13 protein-coding genes and 1 other annotated feature are annotated in these 18323 nt (G+C 44.2%); all 13 genes read right to left on the bottom strand.

The features are described 5' to 3' along the window. Nucleotides 1-1734 carry a phospho-sugar mutase gene (locus KQI91_RS00210; protein WP_216390876.1) on the bottom strand — a complete coding sequence of 578 codons (1734 nt, stop codon included), beginning with the start codon at nt 1732-1734 and terminating at the stop codon, nt 1-3. 145 nt (nt 1735-1879) lie between these two features. Then, entirely contained in the window at nt 1880-2863 is a 984-nt protein-coding gene (locus tag KQI91_RS00205) for a phosphotransferase (RefSeq protein WP_216390875.1), read from the bottom strand. Nucleotides 2864-3029: 166 nt separating this feature from the next. Continuing rightward, a complete protein-coding gene (locus KQI91_RS00200; protein WP_216390874.1) occupies nt 3030-4364 on the bottom strand; it encodes a CCA tRNA nucleotidyltransferase in 1335 nt (444 codons plus the stop codon). A 1-nt stretch (nt 4365) separates the two neighbouring features. Continuing rightward, complete coding sequence (gene proS, locus KQI91_RS00195; RefSeq protein WP_216390873.1) at nt 4366-5799, bottom strand: proline--tRNA ligase; 1434 nt, start codon at nt 5797-5799, stop codon at nt 4366-4368. A 73-nt stretch (nt 5800-5872) separates the two neighbouring features. Next, nucleotides 5873-6082, bottom strand: a binding site (T-box leader). Between the two features lie 140 nt (nt 6083-6222). Then, nucleotides 6223-6717 carry a deoxycytidylate deaminase gene (locus tag KQI91_RS00190; RefSeq protein ID WP_216390872.1) on the bottom strand — a complete coding sequence of 165 codons (495 nt, stop codon included), beginning with the start codon at nt 6715-6717 and terminating at the stop codon, nt 6223-6225. 96 nt (nt 6718-6813) lie between these two features. After that, complete coding sequence (gene rpiB / locus KQI91_RS00185; RefSeq protein WP_216390871.1) at nt 6814-7275, bottom strand: ribose 5-phosphate isomerase B; 462 nt, start codon at nt 7273-7275, stop codon at nt 6814-6816. Continuing rightward, a complete protein-coding gene (locus KQI91_RS00180; RefSeq protein WP_216390870.1) occupies nt 7272-8336 on the bottom strand; it encodes an L-threonylcarbamoyladenylate synthase in 1065 nt (354 codons plus the stop codon). The genes rpiB and KQI91_RS00180 overlap by 4 nt, the downstream gene beginning before the upstream one ends. 174 nt (nt 8337-8510) lie before the next feature. Next, a complete protein-coding gene (locus tag KQI91_RS00175; protein WP_216390869.1) occupies nt 8511-10766 on the bottom strand; it encodes a DUF2298 domain-containing protein in 2256 nt (751 codons plus the stop codon). Next, the gene (locus tag KQI91_RS00170; RefSeq protein WP_216390868.1) at nt 10756-12771 is read right to left on the bottom strand and encodes a hypothetical protein; all 2016 of its coding nucleotides are present in this window, start codon (nt 12769-12771) and stop codon (nt 10756-10758) included. The genes KQI91_RS00175 and KQI91_RS00170 overlap by 11 nt, the downstream gene beginning before the upstream one ends. A 136-nt stretch (nt 12772-12907) precedes the next feature. Next, a complete protein-coding gene (locus KQI91_RS00165) occupies nt 12908-13645 on the bottom strand; it encodes an N-acetylmuramoyl-L-alanine amidase (protein ID WP_253288288.1) in 738 nt (245 codons plus the stop codon). Between the two features lie 59 nt (nt 13646-13704). Beyond that, nucleotides 13705-14436, bottom strand: a complete 732-nt coding sequence (gene sigE, locus KQI91_RS00160; RefSeq protein WP_216390867.1) for an RNA polymerase sporulation sigma factor SigE — start codon at nt 14434-14436, stop codon at nt 13705-13707. Between the two features lie 12 nt (nt 14437-14448). Further along, entirely contained in the window at nt 14449-15297 is an 849-nt protein-coding gene (locus KQI91_RS00155) for a sigma-E processing peptidase SpoIIGA (RefSeq protein WP_216390866.1), read from the bottom strand. 274 nt (nt 15298-15571) lie between these two features. Further along, a complete protein-coding gene (thrS, locus tag KQI91_RS00150; RefSeq protein ID WP_216390865.1) occupies nt 15572-17533 on the bottom strand; it encodes a threonine--tRNA ligase in 1962 nt (653 codons plus the stop codon). Between the last annotated feature and the right edge of the window lie 790 nt (nt 17534-18323).

Raw genomic sequence — 18323 nt, 5'->3', positions numbered from 1 at the left:
TTACATCATGGAGTCAACCATATCCAGAACGGCCTTACCCATTACTGCGGATTTTTCATCTGCATCTTCCAGAGATGTGCCCTTTACACCATAATAGAATTTTACTTTTGGTTCTGTACCGGACGGACGAACACATACCCATGCATCATCAGTCAGATCATAGTAAAGAACATTGGAATTCGGAAGTCCTGTCGGTGTAACTTCTCCTGTAGCAAGGTCTTTGATCGTATCTGCTTTGTAGTCTCTTACCGCAACAACCTTGTGTCCTGCAAATTCTGCCGGTGGGTTCTGACGCAGAGAATTCATGATCTCCTGAATCTTCTGAAGTCCCTCGATGCCTTTCATAGTTACTGCTTTGATATCATCTTTGTAATATCCGAACTGCTCGTACATCTCGATCATTGCATCCCACAGAGTCTTACCCTGTGTCTTGTAATATGCAGCAGCCTCACAGAGTGCCATAGTTGCTACGATAGCATCTTTGTCTCTCGCATATGTACCGATCAGACAGCCATAGCTTTCCTCAAATCCGAAGAGATAAGATCCTTTTCCACTGTTTTCAAATCCAAGGATCTGCTGTCCGATAAATTTGAATCCTGTAAGAACTTCGATGAGTTTTACACCATAACCTTTTGCGATTGCATCTGCCAGATTGGTGGTAACGATCGTCTTGATCAGAGCACCATCCTCCGGAAGGCTTCCGTTTACAGCCTTGCGCTGGCTGATCTCATAATTTGCAAGCAGGCATCCTGACATATTTCCGGTCAGATCATGATATTCTCCATTCTTGTCTTTGACACGCACACCGAGGCGGTCTGCATCCGGGTCTGTTGCAAGAACAAGATCTGCATCAACTTCTTTTGCAAGTTTGAGACCAAGCTCAAATGCTTCTGCTGCTTCCGGGTTCGGATAGCTTACAGTCGGGAAATCTCCATCCGGGAGTTCCTGCTCTTTTACTACATATACATTCTCAAATCCAAGTTCTTTGAGAATTCTTCTTGCCGGGATATTTCCTGTTCCATGAAGTGGTGTATAAACGATCTTGAGGTTCTTTCCTTCTGCCTGGATCGCATCCATATGGATAACCTGTTTTTTGAGTTCTGCCATGTACGCATCATCCACTTCTTTGCCGATCACCTCAAACAGACCTGCTTTTTCTGCCTCTGCCTTGTCCATGGTCTTCACTGTATTCCAGTCAGAAATGGCTTTTACTTCACCCATGATTCCACTGTCATGTGGTGGTGTGATCTGTGCGCCGTCTTCCCAGTATACCTTATATCCGTTGTATTCCGGTGGATTATGGCTGGCAGTTACGTTAATACCTGCAACACATCCAAGATGACGTACTGCAAAAGAAAGTTCCGGTGTAGGTCTTAAAGACTCAAAGATATAGGCTTTGATTCCATTTGCTGCCAGGCAAAGTGCGGCTTCCTGTGCAAATTCCGGGGACATATGGCGGGAATCATATGCGATTGCAACACCCTGGGATTTTTTGTCAACTTTTGCAATATAGTTTGCAAGACCCTGGGTGGCTCTTCTTACCACATAGATATTCATGCGGTTGGTACCTGCTCCGATAATTCCTCGAAGTCCGGCTGTACCAAATTCCAGATCCATATAGAAACGTTCTTTTATTTCATTTTCATCATCTGCGATATTTTTTAATTCCTCTTTTGTTGCTTCATCGAAGTATGGGTTTGCAATCCACTGCTCATAAACCTCTTTGTAATCCATACTAAATTACCTCCCTGTACATTGTATTTCCGACAGTCCTGTGACTGCCATATATGATTTCTCATTATACACCTGTTTACTCAAAAAAGGAAGTACAAACCTCTGTGTTCCGAGGAAAATGCAGAATTCATGGTTTCTATATTTTTCAGAAAGGAAAAGTTCCCAAACCCTGTTCCTGAAAATTTTTCCAGGCATCTCTCTGGCGAATGAGGTTCTGTAATTTTTCGGTGTTTTTGGCGGAAATCCAGGTTTTCCGGTGTGTATAGTAGTAGTTTGCCAGTTTCCAGTATTTTTCCGGATAGCAGAAACGAAGTTTCAGATTCTGCCATTCATCTGTTGAAATTGCTTTTGTCTGATGATAGACTCGCAGCATTTCCCTGCCGAGGCGGATGTCCCAGTTATATTTTTCAAGAATTTTTCTCATAAAGCGATACAGATCTGCCATCTGGATATCAAATCCCCAGTGTTCAAAATTAGTCACGGCAGTTCCGTTTTTGAGCATCAGAACATTGTGCTGGTTATATTCCCCATGACAGACACAGCCCTGCTCCATTGCCGTCTGCCTCAGACTGTCATAAGCAGATTCTTTTAAGATGCATGCCGTCTGTTCTCCATCCTTCAGATATTCTTCTACTGTTGCAAGGTAAAGTTTTTCAAACGGACACGATGGACCTCTTTTTCGGATAAAGCTTCGGATTTTTTTGAGTTCCTGATTATGCCTCTGATATTCATTCAGCAGAGATGGTTCTATATAAAACTCAATTACAGGCATATGCATTTTCTGGTGTAATTCTGCAAGGGCACGAATACTCCTGAAAATATCTTCTCTGGACCTGGTATCGCATTCTCTTCCTTCATACCAGTACTGGACAGTATATGGAATCCCGTCCTGATCACGACTTACAAGATTTTCTTCCAGATTTTCAAGATAGCAGTCTGTTTTTCCGCCCTGCTGCTGAATCTGCTGAAGAAGTTCCTGCTGTTTCTGGAGTTTTTTTTCACTTCCTTTGAATTCGCGGATGATAACCAGTCCTTTTTGAGTGTGGCAAAGAAGTGCGCCACGTGTACGTGCTGTGGATTCGGCGGTGAGTCCATACTGCTCCAGGGTACTGAGTCCGTAATCATACAAATGAAAATCCCCCTCTTGGTTTTATACCTTCTATACATATGTATGGGGAATCCAGAAAATGTCAGGGAGGATTGTAGATTCTGTTGTAAATCAATGTAGGTATTTATCCTTTACGGAAGGGAGGAAAATCAAAGAAAGACCATACAAATGTACGGTCTATATACTTCTAATGCTTTTCTTTATTTTTTATAAATTCCATTAATTTGTCTTTTGTGTTATCATCTGGTTCTTCGAGCACATGCTCAAGCAGCTCCTTCAGGATCTCCCCCAGTTCCGGGCCCGGCTTATATCCAGCCTGGATCAGATCCCGTCCTGTCACAGCAAGTGTCTTTAACGATACACACTGTTTCTCCTCAATCACCTTGTGATAGCACTCTGTCACACCCTCTAAGCGTGCGGTTTTCTCTTCCCGGCGATATTCACTCTGTGCAAGCATATCTGCACGCTGCACCTCCAGATACAGTGGGAACAGATCTTCGCCGATTCGGTTCACGGCACGTCTCACCGACCGCATTTCCGGCAGAGGGCGATCATCATGATATCTGATCAGTCTGGAAACCTTTCCGATCGTATCATTATCAAATTTCAGACGACGCAGAATACTCTTTGCCATCTTTTCGCCCTCCGGTGCATGCATCTTGAAATGGTCCCGACCATTTTCATCGGTCTTTCGCATCACCGGTTTTGCAATGTCATGGAGCAGCATTGTCAATCGAAGGACCTTGTCCGCGCGTACCAGCTCAAGACTGTGCAGAATGTGCTCTCCTACCGTATAACAATGATGCGGGGTATTTTGTTCTGTTTTCATACAGACATCAAATTCCGGAAGAAATTCTTTCGTGATTCCTGTCTCATAAGCCACTCTCATATAGTCCGGATGCGGTGAAACAAGCAGTTTCACGACTTCTGTCTGGATCCGTTCTGCGCTGACGCATTTCAGATTCGGTGCCAGCTCATGAATCCCCGCTTTTGTCTCTTGCTCAATGGTAAATCCCAACTGTGCGGAAAATCGTACTGCTCTGAGGATACGAAGTGCATCTTCATGAAAGCGCTCCATCGGGTCACCTACACATCGAATGATTTTTGCCTGCATATCGTCCATTCCGTGAAAGAGATCCACCAGACCTCTTTCCGGATGATATGCCATGGCATTGATCGTAAAATCACGACGTTTCAGATCTTCTTCCAGGCTTGATGTAAAAGTCACCTGTTTGGGATGCCTGCCATCTTCATAAGCACCATCCACACGGTAAGTCGTTACCTCATACCCTTCTTTGTCCATCAGCACAGTCACTGTCCCATGCTGCAGTCCGGTGTCTACCGTACGCTGAAACAGTTCCTTTACCTGCTCCGGAGATGCAGATGTGGTAATATCCCAGTCATTCGGGCAGCGCCTCAGGATCGAATCCCGGACACAGCCCCCAACAACATAGGCTTCATAACCGTTTTCCTCTAAAATGTGCAGTATTTTTTCCGCATTGGAAGGAATCGTTAATTTCATATTAGTATGCTCTTCCCCAGTAAACCATCTTCTTCGCCGGTTTTCCGCAGCATACGCAGACATCGCTTAAGTGTTCCTGCTCAAATGGCATACATCTGGATGTTGCCTGAACATCTTCTTTGATCTTGTCTTCGCATTCGCGGTTTCCGCACCACATTGCCTTTACAAAACCAGGTTTGTTGTTGATGGTATCCTTGAATTCTTCATAGTTTGTTGCAACATAAGTATGAGCGTCACGATGTGCACGTGCACGTTCCAGCATTTCTTTCTGCATAAGCTCAAGAACTTCCTGCACTTTGGAAGCAAGCTCATCAAAGGAAACTACATATTTTTCTCTTGTATCACGACGGCAGATCACAGCCTGTCCGTTCTCGATATCCTTCGGTCCACATTCGATACGAACCGGAATACCTCTCATTTCCTGCTCTGCGAATTTGAATCCCGGGCTTCTGTCTGTGTCATCTACTTTCACGCGGATGCCGGCTGCTTTGAGTGCTGCAAACAGTTCGTCTGCTTTTTCAAGAACACCCTCTTTGCGCTGCTGGATCGGAATGATAACAGCCTGCGTCGGAGCGATTCTCGGCGGCAGAACAAGTCCACTGTTATCACCATGAACCATGATGATCGCACCGATCATACGTGTTGTCATACCCCAGGAAGTCTGATGTACGTATTTCAGTGTGTTATCCTTGTCTGTATACTGAATTCCAAATGCTTTTGCAAAACCGTCACCGAAGTTGTGGCTTGTACCGGACTGAAGAGCTTTTCCGTCATGCATCAGGGACTCGATCGTATAAGTAGCTACTGCACCTGCAAATTTCTCTTTATCTGTTTTCTGACCTTTGATAACCGGAATAGCAAGAACTTCTTCACAGAAATCTGCATACAGGTTCAGCATCTGAATAGTTCTCTCTTCTGCTTCCTCTGCTGTTGCATGAGCAGTATGTCCCTCCTGCCATAAAAACTCTCTGGAACGAAGGAACGGACGGGTTGTTTTTTCCCAACGCACTACAGAACACCACTGGTTGTATACCTTCGGCAGATCCCTGTGAGACTGAATGTCTTTCTGATAAAAATCGCAGAACAGAGTCTCTGAAGTCGGACGTACGCAGAGACGCTCCTGAAGTTCATTCAGTCCACCGTGTGTTACCCATGCTACTTCCGGTGCAAAACCTTCTACATGGTCTTTCTCTTTCTGAAGAAGAGATTCCGGAATGAACATCGGCATATATACATTCTGTACACCTGTTTCTTTGAATCTGCGGTCAAGTTCATGCTGGATATTCTCCCAGATCGCATAACCTGCCGGTTTGATTGCCATGCATCCTTTAACACTTGTGTAGCCGCACAGTTCTGCTTTTTTTACAACGTCTGTATACCACTGTGCAAAATCTTCCTCCATGGAAGTGATGGCTTCTACTAATTTTTTTGCCATAGTTCTTTTCTCCTTTTTGATATGATCTGCGCCGGGTCCGGAAAGACAACAAAAAAAGCCCTTCTGATCCCGGTAAAGGGACCGAAGGACTTCGGCGGTACCACCCTAATTAACAGTTCCCAAAAGAACTGTTCTCTCTAAATCCTTTAACGCAGGAAACACGCCATGCTTCAGTTGCACGGAGCTCAGAGGCCGGTTCCACGATTCGCGCACAGAATCCTCACACCATACAGATTCCTCTCTGAGATTGCTCCTCATGTACTATTCTCTTCATCGCTGTCATTCTTATTCATGTTCAGCCGGATATTCTTTCAAATTCTCCGGACTTTCTTCATTTTAAATAAAATCTGCTCAGGTGTCAAGCCCCAACTCTGCTGCCTGTAGATTGTTTCATACCATATCAGCCTGCTCTTCGATCATATTTTAAACAGACAGCCGGATTTCCTTGCCAGAACGATTGTACTTATAATACCTTACTCCAGCTGCATCCAGCATTCTTTTGGAAGCTATGACAGACGGAGTGTGTTCGTATTTGTCACAATCATAAACAATTGTTTTTATTCCTGCCTGAATGATCGCCTTGGCACATTCATTGCATGGAAACAGTGACACATAAAGCTTCGCGCCTTCCAGACTTCCGCCACGATAATTCAGAATCGCATTCAGTTCACTATGTGTAACATACAGATATTTGGTATCCAGCGGATCTCCTTCCCGTGCCCACGGAAATTCGTCATCAGAACAGCCCTTTGGAAATCCGTTATATCCCATAGAAAGAATTTTGTTGTCATTGCTGACAATGCAGGCTCCCACCTGTGAATTCGGATCTTTGGAACGCATCCCTGAAAGCATGGCGACCCCCATGAAATACTCATCCCAGGAAATATATCCTTCTCTCTTCTTAATATGTACTGCCACTGTAAAATCCTCCCTTGTGCAAATACCGGCCTCCTGTAAACTTCAGGAGACCGGTAATAAAATCAGTCGTTATATCCGTTCATTGACACAGTTGTCTCAGATTTCAGGATACGCATCTGTGATGTCAGTATCTTCTTCAATCTGTTTGATTCTGCGAATATGGCGTTCTTCCTCTGAAAATGGCGTATTCAGGAAAGTATCCACGATCTTAACTGCCAGTCCCGGACCTACAACTCTGCCACCCATTGCCAGAATATTTGCATTATTATGCAGTCTGGTTGCTTCTGCGCTGAAACAGTCTGAGCAGAGTGCTGCACGGATTCCTTTGAATTTATTTGCAGTAATAGAAATTCCGATGCCTGTTCCGCAGATAAGGATTCCCTTTTCACAATCCCCGTTCTGAATGGCAATTGCAACTCTCTTGGCATAGATCGGATAATCTGTGGAATCCATGCTGTCACATCCAAAGTCTTTGTACTCGATATGATTTTCCTCCAGATATTTGATGATCTCCTGTTTCAGTTCATAACCGCCATGGTCACATCCTAATGCTATCATTCTTCTTCCTCCTGTGCATTTATGATTTTATGTCCTGCCGCCTTTAAAAGGCGGTTCATAATAGCCTGTCCCATCTTTGGTGTATAAAACGCCTCAGAATAGATCAGATCCACTCTGTCATCATCGAAATCTCTCAAAACTTCATACAGATGATGTGCAATCGTTTCTTCCTCTTCCCTGCTTCCGATACTTAAGACATCTGCATGTGCATAACGTTCTTTCGTCTCATCCGTTGCAATGATGCCAACTTTGAGACCCTTTGCAACTGCTTTTTCTGTCAGGCGATTAATGCATGCAACTACTTCGTCTTCTTTCCCTTCTACAATAGAAAGATCTGCCTTTGGCGCATAGTGACGATATTTCATACCAGGTGCTTTTGGCCGGACACTGCTGTCCGTGATCAGAAGTCCCTTGTCCATCCGTACATCACCCAGGGTTTCCTGCAGCATTTCCAGTGAAATATAACCCGGTCGCAAAATTACCGGTACTTCTTCTGTAAAATCTACGATCGTCGATTCCAGTCCGATCCCTACCTGACCGCCATCAATGATCATTTCAATAGCATCTCCAAGATCTTCTTCTACATGCTCTGCCATTGTAGGACTTGGCCTGCCTGAAGTATTGGCGCTTGGTGCTGCCACAAATCCACCCGCAGCACGAATCAGTTCCTGTGCGATCCGGTCACTCGGAAAACGCACTGCCACACTGTCCAGCCCTCCGGTTGTCTCTCTGGGCACGATATCCGATTTTGGAAGGATCATCGTCAATGGACCCGGCCAGTATTTCGCAGCCAGGATCTTTGCCCCTTCCGGAATCTCTGTTGTAATCTTTGCCAGATCCTCTGTCTTTGCAATGTGCACGATCAGCGGATTATCTGATGGACGTCCTTTTGCTGCATAAATCTTCATGGAAGCCTGCGGATCCAGTGCATTCCCGCCAAGTCCATATACTGTTTCTGTAGGAAAAGCAACCAGTCCACCAGATTTCAGAATGTCTCCTGCTTCTTTTATGGCATCCATATCCAGTTGTTCACCGGTCATTGCCACAACTTTCGCTCTCATAATTTGTCTGTCCTCTCATTTATCGTTACTGTTATACCAGATCATAATGACCTGTGCCCATTTTGTATATTTTCGCTTACAGACCTTCATTATAGTCTAATTTCAAAGATTATACAAGCCGGACATTCATTTCCTCTGAGACGTTTCCTTCCGCATCTCTGATTCACATTTCATTTATTTTACTTTTACGATATACGTCTGATATTCTGTATCCTGGAACACCACTTCACCCAGGCTTCGCAGTAATTCATTATTCAGAGACTCTCCGTATTTATTTCTTTCACAGGAACCGACAAAAATATAGGAAACATCGTATTCCTGCAATAATTCTTTTACATGTGTTTCGTCTGTGGAAGTATAGATATTTTCAATGTCTGCAATCTTATCATTCAGATCCGCCACATCTCCCCTCCACAACCACTCATGGACATACCAGCCCATGATCGTCGGAAGCCCTGTCATGGCAGAAACACGCTCATATTCTGAATAACTGTCCCCGTTCGCCTCCAGAACCACCGGTGCATCCTGAATGTTTTCCTTGAGCCAGTGTATTCCCTTCACATCCTCCGGAAAATCTGATTCCAGAAATGCCGTTGCATTCAGACCTTTATACTGAGACGGTTTCCAGATTTCTCCAAACCAGGAATGCGCACTGTTTCCAAAATAACCGCATGTCCATACAAAGAAAAACAGTCCGATCACTGCCAGTACTTTGAGAAGTTTGTTTTTGCCTATGATCAGCAACCGGAAAATCGCATAGATCATCGTCATCCCAAACATGATATATGCCTGATATGTCAGTTTGAACATTGTATTGGCGCGTGCATTCCCATTTTCATAAATATCGCGTACATACACCAGCTCCGGAATCAGTACCAGCCCAATTGCACAAAGCCCCATGACCACGGCAAAAAGATCTGGAAGTTTCATGGATGCCAGCAGACGATACGAAGATTTTTTCTCTGCTCCTCTCAATTTTTCCACAAGCAGAGACACAATAAACAAAATCGTCAGAATTGCCGGAAGTCCCCACAACACCAGAAGCTGATGTGGCAGTGAATGATGCTGTGCCAATGCTACGCCCTGCACCATATTGCTGGTATCAAACTGCAGAGTAAATGGCAGGATGATCACCGTTGCCAGAATCAAAATCTCTGCCGCCTGTGCCGCAGTCACCGCTAAAACCCATTTTGCCCTGCCTTTTTGTCCAATGATATTCATAAACAGAACTACGCCACCGGTCACAACAAAATAGATTACAAAATCCCAGTAATTCGTCCAGTGGAACATTCCCAGAAGTGCCGCCGCCGCCAGAAGCTGCGGCATCAGGAGCTGCTTTTTCCAGAATTCTTTTCTGTCTGTATTCTCCAGAGTCAGATTGAGCATTCTGACTTTTTTTATCCACGCATAAAGAAGTCCCAGTAAAAGCAGGACAAACATGATATCCACAACATGTGCGTGCAAATCTCCCAGCACAAAGGAATAACACGGGAATTCATGAATCGTCTTGTCATCTACATCAGGATTAAATCCTATATAACGAGTGGCATCCGGAAACCAGTAACTGCTGACCTCTTCCCCTTTCAGCTTCTGGATAAGAGGAATGATCTGTCCGTAAACCACATAATGCATATTTCCTGCAATGGAAACCGCAATGCCGGCAAGAAATCCGGTTACTGCCGGTAATTTTTTCTTCCATCCGCTCACATTTCTGCCAAGACAGTCTCTGACCATCTGATATACCAGCGAAAATGGCATGGCAAATGCCAGTCCTGCAACAAATGTGCGCATCAGATTATACGTGAGTTCTACCTTCGTACCGGACAGTTTTGTCAGAAATACTGCAAAATACTGTCCACCATAATAGTAGTTGATCTTACCCTGTGAGTACCACAGATCTGTCGCCGGAAGTGTTTTACTGCGCATCATCGCTTCCATAAAACCATAATCCATAAATTTTTCAGTTCCATATGCCGCCGGATGAAATCCTGCACAGTAAGTCCACAGCAGAAAGAATGCAAAAAACAGGATTTCCTCTGCATATACCAGCTGCAGATGATCAAACGGAATACATTCAAATCCATCTTTCTGTTCCCTGCATCCAAGCAACACTGAAAGTGCTGCACAGATGACCGTCACTGCCACACAGGTAACCATCGTGAATTTCAGAAGCTTTACAGCCACCAGAAACCAGGTGAGAAAGCCAGTGACTGCAATTGCAGTTACTTTGGAAAAAATCCAGCCTTTATCATCAAATTTCCGAAACAGCCTTCCCGTCAGCGGCATAGCTGCCACACCCAATACCAGTGCCAGCAGATACCAGGTCCAAAATGTCCATACATCTCCCTGCAGAAGAAAAGCAGACAATGCAACCAGCAGCACTGCCGGAACCGCTTTTCCTGCACTTTTTATTATCTTATCAGGTTTCATAAATCCTTATTCTCCCATCTTCTGTTTCATACACCAGCCTGTACGTACCGGCTATTGTCTCTTCCCTGCAGTACTCCTGCTCATACTCCATGCCCTCTTCAAACAGGATATAGGTAATCTTCTCCTGTCTGACCAGTCTGCGAAGCTCCTCTGCATCCTCCGTACTGTAGATGGTCTTTGCCTGCTCCGCCCTGTAATATGTATCATATCCGGCTGACCATGCATAATATGGCCATCCCATATACATCATCACACCTGACATCGTCACCTCATTGATGCTGTATTCCGGAGTCAGGATCAGATCGTCATGTGTCAGATTTTCTGACAGCCAGTCTGTCAGTTCACTTTCCATATTTACTGTTACCCGGTGTCCTTCCCCGTTGTTTCTCAAAATGACCACAAAATCATACACTCCTGTAACGGTCAGACAAAACACGAGCAACACAGCCAGAATCCTCTGCCACATTTTCCCGCGAAACATGCTCACAGCTGCCCATGCCCAGAACATTGCCAGAAATGCATATGAGATCATGATATATTTATGATTCACCGCAATGTCCGGAGTCAGAGATGCACAGAACGCAAATACTGTCGGAAACAGAAAGCTTATCAACGCTGCCCTCTGTTTTCTTTCTTTTATGAAATACAGCAGAACTCCCGCACCGATAAAAAAGATTCCGCTCATCTGCAACAGATACCAGAGTACTCCGACCAGCGTCTTTCTCTCCGCAAGAAATCCCCAATAAAAAGAAGGACTCACCGCATTTCCCCAGATAAAGATTTTGGTCTGAAGCACCGAAAATACAACTGTCGTAACCGCAAGAATGAGATAATCCAGTTTACCATCTGAAAAAACAGCAAAGCCCATAAGAATCAGCAAACCGCCAATGACTGCCGCCCCATTCCAGAAGGATGTCAGCCCCAGAAACATTCCTGCCATAAGCGCATTTTCCGGACATCTGCAGATCCAGGCTCTTTTTGTAAAAAAGCGATTGAGGAACCATTTTCCACCGGTTGCCGTGTCTGCACAACCTGCATCCAGCCAGTCCAGAAATATCCATAATACCAGTGCCACGATCAGAAGTCCAAATGCCAGATGTCTCTGATTCAGATAAACATTGAAATTCCAGAGTCCCCAGTTTTCATTTGTAGTATACCCAATAAATGTCGTATTTGTTTTCAGTGTCTCCCACAGATTCCCTGCAAGTAAATGTTCTGCAACAAAGCGGAAAAAAGAAAGGGAACTGCGGAAAAAGAACAATACGACCGTCATAACGCCGGTTGCCAGACTTCCGGTCAAGCGTCTGGCAATGCAGTACAGAAGCATCAAAAAACCTGCAAGTGCCAGGACACTTACTGTATTATAGGCAATATCCATACGGATTCCCAGAAATTCCAGATTTCCCACAAAAAACTGAAACATGAAATGATATTTTACATCCTGACCTCCAAAATGAGGATACTGTGTAGGGAAATTATTCTGTCGCGAAAATGAGCGCATCATCGCAGTATGTGGTGCATAATCTCCATAGACAGTAAAACCGCTGTACAGTACTCCGTCTTTTATGAAAAACACATAAAACATCATCACCGTACTGAACACAAGCAGAATACCTGCCAGTATCAGCTCTTTATGAAAAAAGTTTTTATCCGCAATCAGCTTTCGATCCGCCGATGTCAGCACTGTTCTATTTGCATGATAGCGTCTTCGATATATCATCCCCAGTATTACAACTGCCGCCAACATCACTGCTGCATCTCCCCAGATCAGAGGTTTCGATGCCCCCAGTTCACTGGCCGCCCAGGAAATCATATAGGTTCCCCAGCCAAATACCAGTGTTCCCATACCAAATGCTGCCGCCAGCAGAATCCATATAGTATTATATGTAACGTTTTTTTCTGTTCCGCTGTTTACATCTGAACCGGATTTTCCTGCAAATAACAAAATCTCTGCCAGTTCCTTTCCAGTCAGCAGACTCAGTATCAGATAAATCACACCTGCCATTTTACTACCTCACTACAAACTCTCTGTATGAATAATTTTCTGCTCATACAGAGACAGTATAACAAAGGAACTTTCTTATGGCAAACAAACTTCCGGTATTTCAGAACTTTTCACAATATTTACACTTTTTTCTGCATTATTGTATCTCCAGATAATGATCTACCCCATCCGCGATTGCATCCGCAACTTTTTTCTGATAAGACTCCGTCTGAAGTTTTGCCGCTTCATCTGGATTTGTAAGAAATCCACATTCTACGATCACAAGTGTTCCCTGACTTCTTTTTAAAAGATAGTAACTGGTATTTCCTTTAATCTCTCTCTGACGATCCACTTCCAGTTTTTCATTCAGACTCCCCTGAATCGCCTCCGCCAGTTTTTTCCCTTCTGACGAACTTTCATAATAAAACACCTGTGGTCCATGCACTGCCGGATCCTGATAGCTGTTCTGATGGATGCTTACAGACAAAAGTGGAGATTTCTCGCTGATCAGAGCCACACGTCTCTGCATATCCTGTGCTTTCTTATTGTTTGAAGAAGCATCATAAAGCCCTTTGTCTGTATCTCTGGTCATCACCACAGAGTACCCACGCCTCTCAAGATTTTCTTTTAACAAAAGTGATATTGAAAGATTGATCCCTTTTTCTTCAAGACCGCCAACACCAATCATCCCCGGGTCACTTTCTCCATGTCCCGGATCCACAAGAATCAGTTTTCGCCCTGCATTTTCCTGCACCTGCCCTTCACTGTTTTTCCCTTTTTCCTGATCTGTTGTCATCTGGACAGAAACAACAGCAGCCTGTCTGGACAGAAGGTAAAAGCACACCAACAGCAGACAGGCCATGATCATCTCTATTCTGTATTTTTTCAGTTTCATAAAGAACACCTCTTCGTATATTCCCTCTATGTATATGCAAAGAGATGTTTTTCTACCACCTACTCATACTTTACAATTTCCTTTTTTAAACGTTTCATTATCCTTTTTTCAAGTCGTGAAATATAGGACTGTGAGATTCCCAGAAGATCCGCCACTTCTTTCTGTGTTTTTTCTTTACCATCCGCATTATTCAATCCGAACCTCAGTCGGATGATGGTCTGCTCTCTTGGCGACAGTTTACTGATTGCCTTTGCAAGAAGTGTGATTTCCACTTCATCCTCCAGCCTTCTGGAGATCACATCTTCATCTGTTCCGAGAATATCTGACAGAAGAAGCTCATTTCCATCCCAGTCTACATTCAGCGGTTCATCAATAGAAACCTCCATTCTGGTCTTACTGTTACGCCGAAGATACATCAGGATCTCATTTTCAATACATCTTGACGCATACGTGGCAAGCTTGATATTTTTCACCGGATTAAATGTATTGATCGCCTTGATCAGTCCAATCGTCCCAATTGAGATCAGATCCTCCACCCCGACTCCTGTGTTATCAAATTTCCGTGCAATATAGACCACCAGCCTGAGATTATGTTCGATCAGCAGAGATCTTGCCTCCTGTTCCTGGTCTGTTTTCAGTTTGCTTATCACATATGCTTCCCTCTTTGGCTCCAATGGTGCCGGAAGCACGTCACTTCCTCCAATATAATAAAGTTCTCTCGATCTTGAAAGAACTAATTTCTGAAAAACCTGAAACGGACGATAGTCCACCTCTGCTGCCGATCTGCTCATATCCTGCCCCTCCTAATGCAATAATCTGGAATTCAATATCACTTTGTATTCCTTTCCAAAAGCAAAAGGTTCTGATGACACAGCAAGCACCGGTTCGGATATGTGAATCCGCTCTCCCGGAGTCTGAATACAAAGATCCTCTATGGTCACTGTCAGAAACATCTGCATTTCCCGTCCTACGGTCCGGAAGGACAAATAATGCGGTTTCAGATCAGCAATCTCTGTACTTTTCAGCTCCTCTGGTTTCTCCTGCAGGTATCTCAGTTTTTCTGCCAGCTCTTCTGGAAGCAGATTTTTCAGGACTTCTGAATCCACCACAGAAACAGGTGTTTCTGTCACAGAATCCACCAACAGATTTCCAGTATCATACAGCCCATAAGTCGTGTATTCTTTTCCCTGATATTTCAGTAAAACGGGATACAGATGTTCACGGGATCGTTTTGTTCGTTCTGCCAGAAAGATCACAAGACTCAGGAACACATACGTACCTGCCGCACACAGAATAAAAACCAGGAGCGTCATGTTTCCTCTTCGGCATAGTGCAGTCCAGAAACCTCCTGTCAGAAATGTCATCCCATAAAAAAGTGCAACTGCTCCTGTAAGCTGTCGCCAGCCGTGAATCCGATATGCGATCCACAGCATTCCCGCTGCACAGATTGCCTGTATACCTGCCGAAACCACCGGCATTTCCATTGGTGCATAAAGACTCAGACTGGAAAAAACAGCTCCTGCTGCCGCCGCTGCCAGACATCTGCGTCTGCTCCCCTGATACTGAAGTATGATTCCTGCAAGTCTCAGCAGAATATAATCCATCAGAAGATTTGCAGCAAATACAGCATCTATGTATACTTCCTGATACATAAAAAAGCCCCCTGCCGCCTCTAAAGCTTCTACCGTTCGCTCTGGTACAAAGTACTTCCTGCAAACAGTAATCATCCTTTCACTTTGGTAAGTGAACTCATTATAGGTGACAGGGGATGCAGATTTTGTCAAAACAGGGTGTCGTATCTCCAGAACTTCTCGTGCCCCTTCGACAGAATAGAAACGTTTTTGCATTATAATGAAATTTTCGTAAAAAAACAAAAAGAAAGAGAGGACTTCGCATCCTCTCTTTCGATAAAACATTGGTTATTTATTATTTTTTCTCTTCCTGAACTTCGATCTTGCGGATCGTTTTGTTCTTGATTTCTTCTTTGATCGCACTCATGAAATCTCCGAGGTCTTTCATTCCTTCATCGCCAAGGTAACGGCTTCTTACGGAAACTTTGCCCTCTTCCTCTTCTTTGGCACCAACAACGAGCATGTATGGAACTCTTTCAAGACGTGCTTCACGGATCTTGTATCCCATCTTCTCAGAACGTCTGTCAACGGAGCAGCGGATTCCTTCTTCTTTCATCTGTGCTTCTACTTTGTCAGCATAAGCGTTGAATTTCTCGGAGATCGGAATCACACGAACCTGTTCCGGGCACAGCCATGTCGGGAACATACCGGCATATTTCTCAATCAGCCATGCAAGTGTTCTCTCATAGCATCCCATGGATGTACGGTGGATGATGTACGGACGTTTCTTCTCGCCGTTTTCATCGATGTAGTACATATCGAACTGTTCTGCCAGAAGAGCATCCCACTGAATTGTGATCATGGTATCTTCTTTGCCGTATACGTTCTTTGCATTGATGTCGACTTTTGGTCCGTAGAAAGCAGCTTCTCCGACATCCTCTGTGAACGGAATGTTCAGTTCTTCGAGCATCTGACGGATATGTCCTTCTGTCTCTTCCCATACTTCCGGATCACCGATGTATTTCTCTTTGTTTGTAGGATCCCATTTGGACAGATGGTAGGTTACATCTTCCTCAACACCGAGAACCTGCAGGCAGTACTGTGCAAGTGCGATACAGTCTTTGAATTCTTTTACCATCTGGTCTGGTCTTACGATCAGATGTCCTTCAGAAATTGTAAACTGACGAACTCGTGTCAGGCCGTGCATCTCACCGGAATCCTCGTTACGGAACAGTGTGGATGTCTCGCCGAGACGGATCGGCAGGTCACGGTAGCTGTGCTGTTCTGCTTTGTATACATAGTACTGGAACGGGCATGTCATCGGACGAAGTGCATATACTTCTTTGTCCTTCTCTTCATCGCCGAGAACGAACATACCGTCTTTGTAATGATCCCAGTGTCCGGAGATCTTGTAGAGGTCGCTCTTTGCCATCAGAGGAGTCTTGGTTCTTACGTAACCACGTTTTGTCTCCTCATCCTCGATCCATCTCTGCAGTTCCTGCATCATGATGACACCATTTGGCATGATCAGCGGAAGTCCCTGTCCGATCACATCTACAGTTGTGAAAATCTTCATCTCACGGCCAAGTTTGTTGTGGTCACGTTTCTTGGCTTCTTCCATCTGCTCCAGATGTTCTTTGAGCTCGTCCTTTGTAGCATATGCTGTTCCGTAGATACGTGTCAGCATGGCGTTCTTCTCACTGCCTCTCCAGTATGCGCTGGAAGAAGAGAGAAGTTTGAATGCTTTGACAGGTTTTACGCTCATCAGGTGCGGTCCTGCACAGAGATCTGTCCAGTCGCCCTGTGAATAGAAGGAGATTTCTGCATCTTCCGGAAGGTCTTCGATCAGTTCTACTTTGTAAGGCTCGTTTTTCTCTTTGAAGTATGCAATTGCATCTTCTCTGGATTTGGTGAACCGTTCAATCTTTGCGCCTTTTTTGATGATCTTCTTCATTTCTTTTTCGATCGCATCGAGGTCCTCACGGGAGAACGGCTCGTGATCGAAATCATAATAAAATCCTGTATCAATAGAAGGTCCGATGGCAACTTTTGCTTCCGGGTATAAGTTCTGTACTGCCTGTGCAAGTACGTGGGAAGCTGTATGACGAAGAACAGCAAGTCCTTTCTCGTCCTTAGCTGTCAGAATGTTCAGTTCGCAGTCGCTGTCAAGAACTGTACGAAGGTCTACAACCTCTCCGTTTACTTCTCCTGCACATGCGGCGCGTGCCAGTCCTTCGCTGATGTCATAAGCGATGTCAATTACGGATTTTGCTTCGGAATATTCTTTTTGGGATCCGTCTTTCAGTGTGATGATCATAGTTTTGAACTCCTTTTGTGTTTGAATAAAAATTTTGTAAGTTTTCCACAGGGACGAGTAAGGACGCTGGAGGCTAAAGCCTCCACCTATAACATCATGATACCTACGGATTGCTCCGTGCTATGCACTCTCACAATCCTACCTGGTATCAAAAAAAGTCCCTTACAATACATCTCTGCACTGTAAGGGACGAATATGATCATATTATACAATACTCGCGGTTCCACCCTGCTTGCTGTAACTGTCATACGGCAGCTTCAGCCACTCTTATAAGATGATAACGGAATCACCGGACCGGATTAGGGCCACTCGGAGATGGTCTTCGACTGCTTCCCGCTGAAATACTCTCAGCAAATGTATTCCTCTCTGGAGCCTTCCACAGTTTACTCTTCTCGTCAACGTGTTTTTCATTTATTCTGTAGTTCATTATATCCACACGTTTTCCGTTTGTCAATGGGTGATTTTATTTTTTGGTAAGACCAATTTGATTAATAATTACTGTTCACAATTAATTACTGCAAATGAAGCAACTAATAACATTTATATTATCTTTCTGCATCTAAAAACAGGTCAGGTGTTCATATCGATGCCAATATCTTAATATAACAAACATATCTGGCATCGGAAAACACGTCAGATGTATATATCGATGCCAGTATCTTAATATAACAGGTTATGCCCGTATAATGGTGTAAATTGAATATTAAAAATAAATAGAGCCAAATGCTCTCCCTTTAGGTATAATAAGTTCACCACAAACAAAATTACCAAGGAGGATTCACAAATGGCT

This window comes from Blautia sp. MSJ-19, from assembly GCF_018918125.1.
GTDB lineage: Bacteria > Bacillota > Clostridia > Lachnospirales > Lachnospiraceae > Blautia_A.
Note: the sequence above shows the minus strand (reverse complement) of the source record. Positions and strands in the feature narration are given on the sequence as shown.

Coding starts and splice junctions, on each gene's coding strand:
- KQI91_RS00210 (WP_216390876.1), bottom strand. CDS start 1,734: ATGGATTACAAAGAGGTTTATGAGCAGTGGATTGCAAACCCATACTTC.
- KQI91_RS00200 (WP_216390874.1), bottom strand. CDS start 4,364: ATGAAATTAACGATTCCTTCCAATGCGGAAAAAATACTGCACATTTTA.
- proS (WP_216390873.1), bottom strand. CDS start 5,799: ATGGCAAAAAAATTAGTAGAAGCCATCACTTCCATGGAGGAAGATTTT.
- rpiB (WP_216390871.1), bottom strand. CDS start 7,275: ATGATAGCATTAGGATGTGACCATGGCGGTTATGAACTGAAACAGGAG.
- KQI91_RS00180 (WP_216390870.1), bottom strand. CDS start 8,336: ATGAGAGCGAAAGTTGTGGCAATGACCGGTGAACAACTGGATATGGAT.
- KQI91_RS00175 (WP_216390869.1), bottom strand. CDS start 10,766: ATGAAACCTGATAAGATAATAAAAAGTGCAGGAAAAGCGGTTCCGGCA.
- KQI91_RS00170 (WP_216390868.1), bottom strand. CDS start 12,771: ATGGCAGGTGTGATTTATCTGATACTGAGTCTGCTGACTGGAAAGGAA.
- KQI91_RS00165 (WP_253288288.1), bottom strand. CDS start 13,645: ATGAAACTGAAAAAATACAGAATAGAGATGATCATGGCCTGTCTGCTG.
- sigE (WP_216390867.1), bottom strand. CDS start 14,436: ATGAGCAGATCGGCAGCAGAGGTGGACTATCGTCCGTTTCAGGTTTTT.
- KQI91_RS00155 (WP_216390866.1), bottom strand. CDS start 15,297: ATGTATCAGGAAGTATACATAGATGCTGTATTTGCTGCAAATCTTCTG.
- thrS (WP_216390865.1), bottom strand. CDS start 17,533: ATGATCATCACACTGAAAGACGGATCCCAAAAAGAATATTCCGAAGCA.